Below are 16,128 nucleotides of genomic sequence, written 5' to 3'. Positions count from 1 at the left end.
ATTACGCTTTATGTTCTTTAATTAGGTCGATGAAGTGGTCAAACAATGGCGCTGCATCGTGTGGACCTGGGCTCGCTTCAGGGTGACCCTGGAAGCTGAACGCTGGCTTATCTGTACGGTGGATACCTTGAAGTGTGCCGTCGAACAGAGATTTGTGCGTTGCACGTAGGTTCTCTGGAAGCGTCTCTTCATCCGCAGCAAAGCCGTGGTTCTGTGAAGTAATCATTACTACGTCACGGTCTAGGTCTTTAACTGGGTGGTTTGCACCGTGGTGGCCAAACTTCATCTTCACTGTTTGCGCACCAGACGCTAGAGCCAAGATTTGGTGACCAAGGCAGATACCGAAGATTGGTAGGCCTTTGTCTAGGAATACTTTTGTTGCTTCGATAGCGTAAGTACATGGCGCTGGGTCACCAGGGCCGTTTGATAGGAATACGCCATCTGGGTTAAGTGCAAGCACGTCTTCAGCAGAAGTTTGCGCAGGAACCACTGTTAGGCGGCAGCCGCGGTCTACAAGCATGCGTAGGATGTTGCGTTTTGCACCGAAGTCGTAAGCAACAACGTGATATGGCAGCTCGCTGTCGTCTTTCGCTTCAGGAAGGCCACCCTCAAGTGTCCACGAACCCTGCTTCCATTGATACGTTTCTTGCGTTGTTACTTCTTTCGCAAGGTCCATACCTTTCAAACCTGGGAACTCTTTTGCTTTCGCCAGCGCTAGCGCTTCGTCTAGGTTATCACCAGCAACGATACAGCCGTTTTGTGCACCTTTTTCACGTAGAAGACGAGTCAGCTTACGCGTATCGATATCTGCGATACCAACGATGTTTTGAGACTTAAGGTAGTCTGAAAGTGACTGTTCATTACGGAAGTTAGAAGCGATAAGAGGAAGATCGCGGATCACAAGGCCTTGTGCGTGGATTGCTGAAGACTCTTCGTCTTCTTTATTAGTACCAGTATTGCCAATATGAGGGTAAGTAAGAGTGACAATCTGTTGAGAATAGGAAGGATCAGTGAGGATTTCTTGGTACCCCGTCATCGAGGTATTAAAAACAACTTCACCAACGGATAAACCATCTGCTCCAATGGAAACACCGCGGAACACTGTCCCATCTTCTAGGACTAACAGTGCTGATTTACTCAAGACAACCTCCAGAATAAAAATGCATAAATTTTAAATTAAATTGCAAATCTGCCTTCCTCTTCGCCATAAATAAGCGGTTTCAGGTAGTTCAGACAAATTGGCGGTATTCTAATGATGCCGAGATTTGTGTCAACAAGCACGGAAAAATAAATTCAAATTTTATAGTCACTGGCGAATTTTTTGTTTTAAACCGCCAAAAATGAACATTTACAAAGAAAAATTCAATCAGTTAACGGCAAGCATAGTTTTTCGACACAGAAACTCACCGTCACACTACAAAATTTGCAACAACTATTTGCGCAAACGATAGCCAAACAGACAAAACATACAAAAATAGGGGTTTAAATTGAAAAGCAACAAAAAAGCCCCATAACAACAGGTAAAAAGCTCAATTTCAGTACACTTTCCATCCATTCATAGAAACTGAAGGGAAAAGCGCTTTTAGTGACCCAGGCTATCATTCCTAGAATATTTATGTATTTCTTGCAGTGAATCCTTGAGTCAACTTTGGGTATAAAAAAAGCGCCAAACTGGCGCTTTTTTCTAAATACTGTCTAACCCGAGCACTTCGGTCATGGTGTAAAAACCAGCAGGCTTGTCGTTGAGCCACACCGCAGCTTTCACTGCTCCATTAGCAAAGGTCATACGATCGGTTGCTTTGTGAGTGATCTCAACACGCTCGCCGATATCGGCAAACATCGCGGTGTGCTCACCGATGATGTCACCAGCACGGATAGTCGCAAAGCCGATTTCATCACGAGTTCGCTCACCAGTAATCCCTTCGCGAGCATAAACGGCCACATCGTTTAGTTCATTACCCATAGCGCCAGCAATCGCTTCACCCATACCAATGGCTGTGCCAGAAGGCGCGTCAACCTTATGGCGGTGATGTGCTTCAACAATTTCAATGTCGCAGTAATCACCCATCACTTTCGCCGCTTTCTCTAGCAGCTTGAAAACGAGGTTAACACCGACGCTGTAATTTGGCGCCATCACCACTGGAACCACTTTAGCCGCTTCGTCGATCAGTTGTTTCTCTTCGTCGCTAAAGCCAGTGGTACCAATCACCATTTTTTTGCCGTGTTGTTTACACAGCTCGAGGTTCGCAAGGGTACTTTTTGGTGCGGTAAAATCGATGATCACATCAAAGTCTTCAATCGACTTTGCCAGATCATCCACAAGCGCGACATCAAAGCGCCCTTCACCACATAGTTCGCCAACATCGACACCAACGAGTGAAGACTCAGGACGCTCTGAGCCCGCTCCCACGGTCGCTTGTTTGTTGTGAAATGTTGCTTTTACTAGGTTGCGACCCATTCGGCCCGCTGCTCCTGCAATCGCAATTCTTACCATTGCGCTATTCTCCGTTGTTTTGTGTTGCTACCGTTACTTATTGCTACCAATGTAACGTAAAGCCCTTGGGGCTGCTAGCACCTATGAGGATTTAGCTGAATTTTTCTATCACTTTATTCAACACCGGTACGTTGGCTTCTGGGAAAGCGTAGTCAGCCAGCTCACCGATGGTTACCCATCGACCTTCCTGCCCTTCTTTTCCAAATGGCGTACCCTCGAAGGCAGTGACCGAAATAAAGTCAAACTCCAAAGATTTCTCTGGATAGTCGTACAGCAGATGCTCAAACACGGTTTGCTCGGTCACTGTGATATCAATCTCTTCGTACAGCTCACGAGTGATGGCCTCACTGATGGTTTCTCCGGCTTCAACTTTACCGCCAGGAAACTCCCAAAAACCGCCTTTATGCAGATTGTCCGGTCTTTTGGTAATGTAGATTTGAGACTTATCTTGATTGAAAATGATCGCGGCAACGATGTGGATGCGTTTCACTTTACTTTCCTCATTACTATTTGTTCTTAGTTTACCTGCTTGTGCGGTGCGGGGCATAAAAAAAGAGCCGCATAGTGCGACTCTTGATTTTCAGCATCATGGCTTAGTTGATCTTACCATGACATTGCTTGTACTTCTTACCACTTCCACATGGGCATGGTTCGTTACGGCCTACTTTACGCTCTTCACGTACCATAGGTTGTTGTGAACCATCTTGCTCTGCGTTATCAGCGAGTTGATTCTCAGCATTCGCGTGTTGTGCTTGCGCTTTTGCCGCTGCTGCTTCCGCTTGAGCTTGGCGCTGAGCTTCCATACGCTCCACTTCTTCTTGCTGCTGTACGCGTACTTTAGAAAGAATGGTGATCACGTCGAATTTCAGAGAATCTAGCAGTTGCTCGAACAGTTCAAACGACTCACGCTTGTACTCCTGTTTCGGGTTCTTCTGGGCATAGCCACGTAGGTGGATACCTTGACGTAAGTGATCCATCGCCGCTAGGTGCTCTTTCCAAAGCGTGTCTAGCGTTTGTAGCATCACTGATTTCTCGAAGTTACGCAGTACTTGCGCGCCAACCGTCTCTTCTTTCTGCTGGTAAACCGTTACTGCAGTATCCAAGATCTTCTCACGAAGCGCTTCTTCGTAGAGCTTGTCGTCTTCTTCCAACCAAGACTTGATCGGCAGATCAAGGTCAAAGTCATTCTTAAGACGTTCTTGCAGACCCTCGATGTCCCACATATCTTCAAGCGATTGTGGTGGAATGTATTCATCAATAACAGACGTGAACACATCACTGCGGTTTTGCTCAAGCATTTCGCTGATGTCTTCAGCGGTCATCAGCTCATCACGCAGCTCGTAAACCACTTTGCGTTGGTCGTTCGCCACGTCATCGAATTCAAGAAGCTGTTTACGGATGTCGAAGTTACGACCTTCTACTTTACGCTGTGCTTTTTCAATTGAGCGAGACAACATCTTACTTTCAATCGCTTCGCCCTCATCCATACCACTTTGGATTAGGCTTGCCATACGATCAGAAGTAAAGATACGCAGTAGTTGGTCTTCCATCGATAGGTAGAAGCGTGAAGAACCCGCATCACCCTGACGACCAGAACGACCACGAAGCTGGTTATCGATACGACGAGATTCGTGACGCTCAGTACCAATGATGTGTAGACCACCTGCTTCTAGCACTTGGTCATGAACCACCTTCCATTCCGCCTTGATCGCATCAATTTGCTCTTGTGATGGGTTGTCTAGTTGCTCAACCTTCGCTTGCCAGCTACCACCTAACACGATATCGGTACCACGGCCTGCCATGTTGGTCGCGATAGTTACCGCACCTGGGGTACCTGCTTCAGCGACGATTTCCGCTTCTCTTTCGTGGAATTTCGCATTCAGTACGTTGTGTTTGATCTTCGCTTGCTTAAGGGCGTTAGACAGTAGCTCTGATTTCTCAATCGATACGGTACCAACCAAGATTGGCTGACCTTTTGCCGCGCGCTCTTTAATGTCTTCAATGATGGCGTTGAATTTTTCAACCTCAGTACGATAAACCACATCTGGCATATCGTTACGAACCATAGGCTTGTTGGTTGGGATAACCACTGTCTCTAGGCCGTAGATAGATTGGAATTCGAATGCTTCAGTATCCGCGGTACCTGTCATGCCCGACAGTTTGTCGTATAGGCGGAAGTAGTTCTGGAAGGTAATCGATGCCAGCGTTTGGTTCTCGTTTTGGATCTTAACGCCTTCTTTTGCTTCAACCGCTTGGTGAAGGCCTTCAGACCAACGACGACCCGGCATAGTACGGCCAGTGTGTTCATCAACGATAACCACTTCGCCGTCTTCGTTAACGATGTAGTCAACGTTTTTCTCAAACAGAACGTGGGCACGAAGTGCTGCATTCACGTGGTGCAGCAAGCTGATGTTGGTTGGCGAGTAAAGTGTATCACCCTCTTCCATCAAGCCATTTTTGATAAGTAGCTCTTCAACAAACTCCTGACCGGTCTCAGTTAGGTGAACTTGCTTAGACTTCTCATCCACTGTGTAGTGACCGTCACCGCGGTACTCTTCCGAGTCTTCTTGATCTTGTTGCTCAAGGTGAGGAATCAAGGTATTGATGCGAGTATAAAGATCAGAGCTATCTTCAGCAGGGCCAGAGATAATTAGCGGTGTACGCGCTTCATCGATTAGAATTGAGTCCACTTCATCGACAACAGCGAAGAAACGTTCACGCTGAACACGATCTTCAACGCGAAAAGCCATGTTGTCACGTAGGTAGTCGAAGCCAAACTCGTTGTTTGTTCCATACAGAATATCGGCTTGGTATGCGTCTTTCTTCTCTTGAGGGTGCATGTTTGGCACGTTGATGCCAACGGTCATGCCTAGGAATTCGAATAGTGGCGGTTAGTCTCCGCATCACGTTTCGCAAGGTAGTCGTTCACGGTAACGATGTGGACACCTTTGCCTGGTAGAGCGTTAAGATACGCAGGTAGTGTCGCCGTTAGCGTTTTACCTTCACCAGTACGCATCTCTGCGATTTGGCCAGAGTTAAGAACCATACCACCGATAAGCTGAACATCGAAGTGACGCATGCCGAATACACGCTTAGAGGCTTCACGAACAGTGGCAAATGCTTCTGGTAGGATTTGGTCTAGGTTTTCACCTTTGTCCAAACGCTCACGAAACTCAACCGTCTTCGCTTTCAGTTCTTCGTCAGACAACGCTTCGAACTGCGGCTCGTAGTTATTAATCTGTTTTACGATTTTTCTTAGTCGACGCAGTGTTCTGTCGTTGCGACTACCAATGACCTTTGTCAGTAGGTTAGTAATCATTGTGTTTTTGTTCTCTCTACCATTAGATCATTTCGACCTATTAAAATTGCCTTCCGTCTCTACTAAGGCCAAGCGACCTAACTGAGATAAAATCTATACCAACTGATATTGAGTTCAAGCGGCTAGAATTCAAGGCAGACATACCAATTAATGGCACATAGTTTAAGGAATTTTTGACCCAACAACCAAGCATCTATCGAAACTAACCGCAATTAGTTTGATGTGTTTGGAAGTTTTGAGGAATAAACCGCTAAAGGGAAGATATTGTCGCTGAAAAGAACGCCATTTGATAAAGATAGCGCGGCTCAAATTTGCAAACTTAAACTGCGCAAACGCCGCCTATAGTCGTGTTTCGCCGAAGAGGTCGACGTAAGCATCAAGGGAAGATCCCCATGATCGGCAAGAGATCGTCGCGATCCTGAAAGTACTTGGCAAGCTATTGCCACCGAATTGACTCTCAATTTGCGAAAGCGGTGCAAACTAAAAAAGCCAAATCACAGATACAAAAAATCAGGCGCTAGGCCTGATTTTTCTCAATGAGGAGGATTGGTTTATGCCAATACCATGCTCGGGTCTGCAAACGCAACTGGAGAGCCTTCTTTTTCTTCAAAGGTCGTCCACTCCCACGCTTCTTGATCAGCCAATACCGCACGAAGCAGTTGGTTGTTCAAGCCGTGACCAGACTTGTAAGCAGCAAACTCACCAATAATGGCATGACCTGCCATATAAAGGTCGCCGATCGCATCTAGCACTTTATGAGTCACAAACTCATTATCAAAACGAAGGCCATCTTCATTTAGGATGCGGTAGTCATCAAGTACGATTGCATTATCAAAGCTTCCGCCAAGCGCAAGGTTCTGAGACTGCAGGTATTCGATATCACGCATGAAGCCAAACGTTCTTGCGCGAGAAATCTCTTTCACAAAGCCTTGTGAAGAGAAATCGAACAGTAAGTGCTGCTCGTCTGCATCAATTGCTGGATGGTTAAAGTCGATCTCGAAATCCATACGGAAGCCGTTAAATGGACGGAACTCAGCCCATTTGTCACCGTCTTCAAAACGCACAGTCTTCTTAATACGAATGAATCGTTTTGGTGCATTTTGAGTCTCAATACCCGCTTGTTGTAGCAGGTATACGAATGGGCTTGCGCTACCATCCATAATTGGGATCTCAGGTGCATCAACCTCAACGATAATGTTATCGATACCCATACCAGCCAAAGCGGCATTGAGGTGCTCTACCGTAGAAATACGGATGCCTTCATCGTTAACAAGCGCAGTACATAACATAGTGTCACGTACAGAAAGAGGATCCGCAGGAAAATCCACAGGCGGATTCACGTCAGTACGACGGTATACAACACCAGTATTCGCAGCCGCAGGACGCAAAGTTAGTGTTACTTTACGGCCAGAGTGGAGACCCACCCCTACAGTAGTCACTATTTCTTTAAGCGTACGTTGTCTGATCATCTACAAACCTCTTAATCTACGCTACATATCACGGTTGATTATGTAACCAACCGCGAATCCTACCAGAATTTTGAGCTATGTCAAATTCACGCAGATTATCAATCTGCCTGACGACGCAAAAATGCTGGAATGTCTAAGTAGCCACTTTCCTTCTCAGGCTTAGGTGCAGCGCTGGTATTGCCGCTCGACACAGGTGCAGAGCTTGCAGTATTTGGCGTGTTCACCTCAACCTTCTCCTGATTATTTACAGGCAAAGATTGTGCCACTTTGTCCTCTACTTTTGCAGCTGGCGCTTGAGTTGGCTGTTGAGGCTGACTTGCCGTCACTGGCGCTTTACCGCCTGCGACTAGCGTAATATCTGGCTTACGTTCGTTGCCGATACCCGTTGCAACCACAGTCACGCGAATCTCATCGCTCATGTCTGGGTCTAGAGAAGTACCGATAACAACCGTTGCATTGTCAGACGCAAAGGCTTTCACTGTGTTACCAACGGTCTCGAATTCGTCTAGACGCATATCAAGACCCGCAGTGATGTTTACAAGCACACCGCGTGCACCTGCTAGATCGATGTCTTCTAGAAGTGGGCTAGAAATTGCCATCTCTGCCGCTTCTTCTGCACGATCTTCACCTTTAGCAACACCGCTACCCATCATTGCATGACCCATCTCTGACATCACGGTACGTACGTCCGCAAAGTCGACGTTAATCATGCCTGGGCGAGTAATCAATTCTGCGATACCTTGAACCGCATTCTTTAGTACGTCGTTTGCGCTTGCAAACGCTTCCAGTAGCGTAACGCCACGGCCTAATACTTTAAGAAGCTTTTCGTTTGGAATCGTGATCAAAGAGTCAACGTGCTTTGATAACTCTTCAATACCTTGCTCCGCAAATGAGAGACGTTTCTTACCTTCAAAGCTAAATGGTTTCGTGACCACTGCGACTGTAAGAATACCTAACTCTTTCGCGACTTCAGCAATCACTGGCGCTGCACCGGTTCCGGTACCACCGCCCATACCAGCTGCGATAAACACCATATCGGCGCCAGTAATGCTTTCTTTAATTCTTTCTTTGTCTTCAAGAGCTGCATCACGTCCAACTTGAGGGTTTGCACCTGCACCCAAGCCTTTTGTGATATCGCCGCCAATTTGAATAACGTGGTTGATGCTCGTTTTGCGTAATGCTTGAGCATCGGTATTAACACTAATGAAATCAACCCCTTCGATTGACTCACGTACCATGTGTTCTACAGCGTTACCACCGCCACCGCCTACACCCACTACTTTAATGACAGCTTCGTCAGACATTTCCATCATCGGTTCAAACATTTGTTATCTCCGTTTTCCTGCAACTCAGGTTAAAACTCTTTTTGTATCCAATTACGCAACTTACCAAAGATTGTCGACACCGATTGACGCTTTGGCTCGTTATAATCATTGTCGTCATTATCCTGACTGTCTCTTGCGTAATGAAGTAATCCAACGGCCGTAGAATGATACGGCTCTTTTACATAGTCCGTAAGGCCACTCACCTCTAAAGGCTTACCTACACGAACCTGGTTACGGAATACACGCTCAGCGCACTCCACAACCCCTTCAATTTGTGCTGCACCGCCGGTTAAGACGACACCCGCTGCGAGATGGTGCTTTACACCGCTCTCTCTGAGTTTCGCTTGAACATTATCAATGGTTTGATTAACAAGTCCCATTAACTCTGTATAGCGCGGTTCTATCACTTCCGCCAATGTTTGACGCTGCAAACTGCGTGATGGACGGCCACCGACGCTTGGAACGTTCACGGTATCGTCTTTACTCACCAGTTCACTCAGTGCACAGCCATATTTCACTTTGATCTCCTCGGCATCACTCAAAGGTGTACCGAAAGCAAAAGCGATATCACTGGTCACCGCATTGCCAGCATAAGAGAACACCTCTGTGTGTCTCAGTGCTCCGCCAGTCCAGATGGAGATATCCATAGTGCCAGCGCCAATATCAACCACACAAACCCCAAGCTCACGCTCGTCTTCGGTGATAACAGCATTACTTGACGCCAGGCCGGAGAAAACCAGTTGTTCGACTTTCAGTCCACAGCGTTCTACTGCTTTTATGATGTTTCTTGCCATATCGTTATGGCAAGAGATCAAATGAACACTGACTTCCATTCGAACCCCAGACAATCCAAGCGGGTTTTTGATACCCTCTTGATAGTCTATGGTAAATTCCTGAGGAATCACATGAAGAATGCGCTGTTCATCACCGATTTTTATGGATTTAGCGGTATGAATCGCTCTGTCCATATCATCTTGTGACACCTCTTCCTCAGAAATGGTTCCCATGCCCTTTTCTATTCGACTAGCAATATGCTTACCAGAAAGAGAGATAAACACGCTGCTGATTTGGCATTCCGCCATCAGCTCAGCCTGATCGACAGCACGTTGTACGGATTTAACCACTGACTCAAGGTCGTTAACGCCACCTTTGTCCATTCCGCGAGAAGGACTAGAACCTGCACCAATGATATTTACCTGCCCGTCCGGCAAAACCTCGCCGACTAGCGCAGATACGGTCGCAGTGCCAATATCAAGACCGACAATAATATTGTCATCCGTGGTCTTCGTCATCTGTACTCTCTTATGTTTTGCTATCTCAAATCCCAGAGAACAACTCGCTTGGGTTGCCCAATTCCTAACTGAACTTAAGTATCGATACGCCAGAGCCTATCGATACATAAAACCAGTTACCCTGCAGATTCAACTGCCGTGCCCTCTGCTGTCATTTCAGCAGGGAACCAACCGACGGCTGCACCCGTGTCGTATCGCAAATCGATGTAACTGATTTGAGATACCTTGTCACCCAATTCCCGATACAGAGAGATAAAACGCTGCAAGCGCTCATCCAATGCATCTTTGCCTAGCTCTAAACGGATCCCGTTGTCGAGGATCACTTGCCATGCACGGCGCTCATTCAACACTAGTGAGGATATCGCTAGCCCTAAGCTGGCTAATTTAGCATTACTGTCACGATAAGTATCCAGCACAAAGCGTTCAGTGCCCATCGGGCCATATAGCTTCACTTTCTGCTCTTCAATCACAGAAACATCACCGCTGAACACGACGCCATGAATATCAAGCATATCGATGCCATTCCAGATCGCACTAGCCTGGTACTCGGTCAAAAACACTTTAACGGTGTCTGGCCATTGTTTACGTACCGATGCTTGCGAGACCCATGGAATTTGCTCAACACTTTGCTGCAGAACATCGATATCTTGAGACATGAAGGTCCCGATATGTTCCAAATTGGCAAAGGCGTGCTGCACATCTTTAGCACTTACATGGGTTAGATCCCCTTGTAGCACTATCTTAGATAAGGGAAGGCGCTGGTCGTCCCACATCCAGCTAATGGTGGAATAAAGTGTTGAACCGATGACTGCGATCACTGCAAATAAAAAAATCGCCCCGATCCCGTGTTGTGAAAACATGGAAGCTCGACGCGTTCGCTCTACACTGCTGTCTGAAGTTTCAGTCAAACTCTTTGGTCCCTTATTAACTTCTCTTCGCCTTTCCTTAAGATAGTGGAATAAGAGTCTAATCTAATGGTCTTAACCTAACGATTATACTAATCAATATCAAACTATCAAACACTCAACCCAAGAAAACTGGGCTTTTGCGCACTGAAACAACAAAAAAGTTCGAATGGACGATCAATTCACTATATCGCTCATTCGAACTCATAAATTATTCAATACTCTCGAAAATCGAGAAGCTAGCTATTTTGCATCACTTGAATGTCTAGCTTCATCTTCTCAAGCTGTTTAGCCACTTTACCAATGTCACCGGCACCTTGCGTCAAGACTAAGTCGCCGTCTTGCAAAAGATTGGATAAAACTGATGGTAAACCACTCATTTCTGGGACAAAAACTGGATCAAGCTTGCCGCGAGTACGAATAGTACGACACAGCGAACGACCATCAGCGCCAGCAATTGGGGCTTCTCCGGCCGAATACACGTCCAGCATGACCAACACATCGACCTGCTCCAGTACATTGGCAAAATCATCGTAAAGGTCACGAGTACGGCTGTAACGGTGTGGCTGGAATACCATGACTAATCGTTTGTCTGCCCAGCCATTGCGCGCCGCTTTGATGGTGACATCCACTTCTGTTGGGTGGTGACCATAGTCGTCGACCAGCATAACACGGCCATTACCCGTTTCGAATTCACCCAAATGCTCGAAGCGGCGTCCTGTCCCTTCAGTGCCCAGCATCGCCTTAACGATAGCCTCATCACTGATATTATCTTCGGTCGCAACAGCAATAGCCGCAGACGCATTCAACGCATTGTGTTTACCCGGAATATTCAGGGTAATCTCAAGATTATCTCGGTCTTTTCTGACAACGGTAAACTTACCTTGCTGCCCTTCTTGGCGATAATTCTCAATACGTACGTCGGCATCTTCTGAAAAACCGTAGGTGATCACTTGACGACTCACATTTGGAATCAGCTCACGAACCACGGGATCGTCAACGCACATCACAGCCTGTCCGTAAAACGGCAGGTTATGTAGGAAGTCGATAAAAGTTTGCTTGAGCGTATCGAAATCACCGCCATAGGTATCCATGTGGTCAGCTTCAATATTAGTGACGATACTGACCATTGGCTGAAGGTGTAGGAAAGACGCATCACTTTCATCGGCTTCCGCAATCAAGATACGGCTTGATCCCAAACGCGCATTCGTGCCGGCACTTTTCACCAGGCCACCGTTAACAAAAGTTGGATCCATGCCTGCTTCTGAATAAATTTGCGTGACTAGCGCTGTAGTTGTGGTCTTACCGTGCGTGCCCGCAACGGCAATACCGTGTCTAAAGCGCATCAGCTCAGCGAGCATTTCAGCACGGCGAACCACTGGGATTCGCCTTTCTTTCGCCGCAACTAACTCAGGGTTTTCAGGATCAATCGCCGTAGACACTACGACCACACTCGCAAGATCAATGTTACTTGCTGCATGACCAATAAAGACGGTCGCCCCCTTTTGTGTAAGGCGCGCGGTCACAGCATTCTCAGCAATATCAGAGCCGGTAATTTGATACCCCTCGTTGAGTAGCACCTCGGCGATACCACTCATACCCGCACCACCAATACCGACAAAGTGAATACACTTCACGCGTCTCATTTCAGGTATCAGGGCACGGATCTGCGCTAAGTCTGGTGTTTGTTGCTGTGTCATGAGTCTGTCTCGTTAATCTATTTTGTTAATTCGATAATTTCTTTCGCGACGCGTGTATCCGCATCGAGCTTAGCTGCTTTTCGGGCATTAATAGCCAGCGTTTTTAATTGCGCTCGGTCTAAGCTACGTATCTGTTCTGTCAGTTTTTCCACGCTCAATTGGGGCTGCTCAATCATATAGGCCGCCTGGCAGTCGACCAAATGGTCACCATTGAGCGCCTGCTGACGATCTTTGTGCATAAATGGGATAAAGATAGCGCCAACGCCTGCAGCAGCAAGCTCAGAGACTGTCAATGCGCCGGAGCGACACACCACAAGATCGGCCCATTGATACGCCTCGGCAACGTCATCAATAAACTCCGTCACCTCTGCGCTACTCACCTGATTTTGCTGGTAAAGCGCAGCGACTTCTTGCTCGCTACCTTTGCCCGCTTGATGGCGAATCGTGTAACCGTCGCCCAGCGCAGCCATGACGGGCGGCAAAGTGTGATTAAGGATGCGAGCACCTTGGCTGCCCCCATCACTAAAATGCGAATATCGCCATCACGGCCGTTGAGTCGTGTTTCTGGCGCTTCAATATCTAATAAGTCTTGGCGCACTGGGTTGCCAACTACTTCGGCATCGGCAAAAGCGCCCGGAAATGCCTGGAACACCTTTTTGGCAATTTTAGACAGCCACTGGTTGGTCAGTCCCGCGACGCCATTTTGTTCGTGGAGTACGACAGGGATACCCATAGTCCAAGCCGCAACGCCACCAGGGCCACTGACATAGCCACCCATGCCGAGCACAGCATCAGGTTGCCAGCGCTTTAAATGTTGACGCGCTTGGAAAATCGCACTGATGATCTGAAACGGTGCTTTGATCAGTTTCGCAATGCCTTGACCACGCAACCCTTTCACTTTAATAAAATCAATGTCAATCCCGTGCTTTGGTACTAAGTCTGCTTCCATTCTGTCTGCAGTACCAAGCCAGCGGATCTCCCAGCCTTGCTCTTGCAGGCGTTTTGCAACCGCCAACCCTGGAAATACGTGACCGCCGGTTCCACCAGCCATCACCATTAAACGTTTATTTTGCTTCATCTTGCTTCTGTTTCTTATCTGTTTCAGGCTCGCTGCTCGGTGCAGGCTCAATGTCTGGAAGTAGTCGACATTCATGGTCCACTCGCAGCAAGATCGATACCGCCACCGACATGATGATCAAACTGGAGCCACCATAACTTATCAGCGGCAATGTGAGACCTTTGGTTGGCACCATACCCGCTGCTGCGCCAACGTTAACTAAGGTTTGAAACGCAAACCAAATACCGATGGCAAAACATAGGTAGCCACCAAAAAACTGCTGTTTTTCAAACGCACGCTTACCGATATACAGGGCTTTTATCACCAGTGCAAATACCAGCATCAATACTAAGACGACACCAACAAACCCGAGCTCTTCAGCCAGCACGGCGAATACAAAGTCGGTATGCGCTTCTGGCAGGTACTCCAATTTTTGTACCGAGTTACCAAGCCCTTGCCCCATCCAGTTACCGCGACCAAATGCCATAAGTGATTGTGTAAGCTGATAACCACTGCCAAATGGGTCTTCCCAAGGGTCTAAAAACGACGTTACGCGTCTAACGCGGTATGGTTCGACCAAAATCAGCGCAATGACCGCGCTAACGCCTGCAACGAATAGAGCGATAAATTGTGATAATTTGGCACCAGCGATAAACAGCATGCCAAACAAAGTCACCAGCATCACCACCACGGTACCTAAGTCAGGCTGTCCCAACAATAAAATGGCAAACGTGGTGAATACCATAATCGGTTTGATAAAACCGCCAAAAAACGACTGTCTGACTTCCTCTTGTTTTCTCACCAAGTAGCCGGACATGAAGATAAACAGCGACAGTTTGGCTACCTCAGCAGGCTGAAGGTTAAACAGTCCAAGCGGGATCCAACGAGACGCGCCGTTAACGGACTTACCGACGACGAGAACAACGATTAGCAAGAAAATGGATATCGCTAGCAAATAAGTACTGTATTTGAACCATTTAGCGATAGGGACTTGCAGAACCACAGCCGACGTACCAAGCGCTAACACCAGAAAGATAGCGTGGCGAAACATAAAGTGGAATGGCTGATCCGTCAGTCGAGAACTGATTGGAAACGAGGCGGAAGTGACCATCACCAGTCCCGTCACCATCAACCCAAACGCCAACCAAACCAATTGTCGGTCGTAGAGCGTATCTGGAGCACTGTGGGTCATCCATCCCATGGTGCGTTGTCGAATTTGATGAAACATAGTGACGAATCCGTGTTAACTAACTTGCGCTGAATAACGCTGCGCCAGATCGGTAAAGTGATCACCGCGAGCCATAAAATTGGCAAACTGATCAAAGCTAGCGCATGCAGGCGACAACATGACCATATCACCTTGCTTCAATTTTGGCGTGATCTCAGCAATATATCGTCCATTGATACAAAGTAGCGCGCACTATCGTGAAGCGGCAGAAACTCTTCTCCATCACGACCAAAACAGCACAACTGAACATTGAGTTGTCCCAGTGGTTTGGCTAGCTCAGAAAAATCAGCGCCTTTACCCACTCCGCCGACAAGCAAGTACAGTGTTCCTTGTAGCGCTAAGCCTGACAGAGCCGCAAGCGTACTCGCCACATTGGTGGCTTTTGAGTCATTGACCATTTCACGCAGCTTGCTCAGCCACCACTTGGCAACGATGAGTTAAGCCTCGATAAGATTTTAGACACTCCAATGCCGTGCGATAATCGATATTTGCGAGTTTGAGCAGCGCACAAGCGACCAAAGCATTTGACCAATTGTGCTTACCAACAATGCTCAGCTCATCAACTGCGAGGATTTTTTCATCGCCGTCCATCAACCAAGTACGTCCATCAAATACCTGCATGCCGAATTGCTTAGCATCAAAACCAAACGTCGATATCACAGGGTGGAACTCTGTTGGGTAAGTTTCAGGTTCGTCGCGATTTACCAACACATGTTCAGCATGTAAGAAGATTCGGCGCTTGGCTTCGGCATAATCCGCCATACCTACGTAGCGATCCATGTGGTCTTCTGAAAGATTTAAAAACGTCGAGACTTGCGTTTTTAGAGACGACGTCGTTTCCAGTTGGAAACTCGATAGCTCAAGGACATAGAGATCGGCATCAAGCTCAAGCAAATCAAGGGCAGGGACACCAATGTTGCCCCCACACCGACACTCAGCCAGCCGCCTTGGCCATTTCACCCGTTAAGTCAGTCACGGTACTTTTGCCGTTTGAGCCGGTAATTGCGATCACGGGCTTGTTATTTGCCCACGCAAACAGCTCAATATCACCAATGACAGAGACGCCGTTTTCCATGGCTGCGTGAACTTCCGGCGTCGCTAGAGCGATGCCCGGGTTACACACTACCAAGTCAGCCTGCATCAACCAATCGGCTTCAAAGCTGCCGGTATGGAGGGCAACGCCTTGTGGCAATTGCTCGGCCCCAGGCGGATTCTCTCGACTGTCCATGACTTGAATGGTCAATGTAGGATGATATTTACGAAGGTGATTAACGACGGAGAGCCCGGTAATACCGAGCCCTACGACGACCACTTGCTGAATGTCTTGCCAACGTTCCAT

General features: G+C 47.5%; 9 protein-coding genes and 3 pseudogenes. All 12 read right to left on the bottom strand.

Annotation, left to right across the window (positions count from 1 at the left end; translation table 11 throughout):
* Position 1: 1 nt before the first annotated feature.
* Positions 2–1,141 carry a glutamine-hydrolyzing carbamoyl-phosphate synthase small subunit gene (carA, locus tag TZ48_RS17625; protein ID WP_112459856.1) on the bottom strand — a complete coding sequence of 380 codons (1,140 nt, stop codon included), beginning with the start codon at positions 1,139–1,141 and terminating at the stop codon, positions 2–4.
* 543 nt (positions 1,142–1,684) lie between these two features.
* Complete coding sequence (gene dapB, locus TZ48_RS17620) at positions 1,685–2,494, bottom strand: 4-hydroxy-tetrahydrodipicolinate reductase (protein ID WP_112480107.1); 810 nt, start codon at positions 2,492–2,494, stop codon at positions 1,685–1,687.
* 91 nt (positions 2,495–2,585) lie between these two features.
* Positions 2,586–2,984 carry an 8-oxo-dGTP diphosphatase MutT gene (gene mutT / locus TZ48_RS17615; RefSeq protein ID WP_112480106.1) on the bottom strand — a complete coding sequence of 133 codons (399 nt, stop codon included), beginning with the start codon at positions 2,982–2,984 and terminating at the stop codon, positions 2,586–2,588.
* A gap of 103 nt (positions 2,985–3,087) precedes the next feature.
* A pseudogene (gene secA / locus TZ48_RS17610) lies at positions 3,088–5,813 on the bottom strand (preprotein translocase subunit SecA).
* A gap of 551 nt (positions 5,814–6,364) precedes the next feature.
* On the bottom strand, positions 6,365–7,282 hold the full coding sequence (gene lpxC / locus TZ48_RS17605) for a UDP-3-O-acyl-N-acetylglucosamine deacetylase (RefSeq protein WP_042501249.1): 918 nt from the start codon (positions 7,280–7,282) through the stop codon (positions 6,365–6,367).
* 98 nt (positions 7,283–7,380) lie between these two features.
* Positions 7,381–8,607, bottom strand: a complete 1,227-nt coding sequence (ftsZ, locus tag TZ48_RS17600; RefSeq protein ID WP_112480105.1) for a cell division protein FtsZ — start codon at positions 8,605–8,607, stop codon at positions 7,381–7,383.
* 29 nt (positions 8,608–8,636) lie between these two features.
* The gene (gene ftsA, locus TZ48_RS17595) at positions 8,637–9,899 is read right to left on the bottom strand and encodes a cell division protein FtsA (RefSeq protein WP_112480104.1); all 1,263 of its coding nucleotides are present in this window, start codon (positions 9,897–9,899) and stop codon (positions 8,637–8,639) included.
* A 116-nt stretch (positions 9,900–10,015) separates the two neighbouring features.
* Positions 10,016–10,759 (bottom strand): cell division protein FtsQ/DivIB, encoded by a 744-nt coding sequence (locus TZ48_RS17590; RefSeq protein WP_112480118.1) that lies wholly within the window; start codon positions 10,757–10,759, stop codon positions 10,016–10,018.
* Positions 10,760–11,043: 284 nt separating this feature from the next.
* Positions 11,044–12,504, bottom strand: a complete 1,461-nt coding sequence (gene murC, locus TZ48_RS17585) for a UDP-N-acetylmuramate--L-alanine ligase (protein ID WP_112480103.1) — start codon at positions 12,502–12,504, stop codon at positions 11,044–11,046.
* A gap of 17 nt (positions 12,505–12,521) precedes the next feature.
* Positions 12,522–13,582: pseudogene (gene murG, locus TZ48_RS17580) on the bottom strand (undecaprenyldiphospho-muramoylpentapeptide beta-N-acetylglucosaminyltransferase).
* Positions 13,569–14,789, bottom strand: coding sequence for a cell division protein FtsW (gene ftsW / locus TZ48_RS17575; protein ID WP_112480102.1), 1,221 nt, complete (start codon positions 14,787–14,789; stop codon positions 13,569–13,571). Before ftsW ends, murG begins: the two are co-directional and overlap by 14 nt.
* A gap of 15 nt (positions 14,790–14,804) precedes the next feature.
* A pseudogene (gene murD, locus TZ48_RS17570) lies at positions 14,805–16,128 on the bottom strand (UDP-N-acetylmuramoyl-L-alanine--D-glutamate ligase).

The organism is Vibrio variabilis, from assembly GCF_003263785.1.
GTDB classification, from domain to species: domain Bacteria; phylum Pseudomonadota; class Gammaproteobacteria; order Enterobacterales; family Vibrionaceae; genus Vibrio; species Vibrio variabilis.
This window is presented reverse-complemented; position numbering and strand designations above follow the sequence as displayed.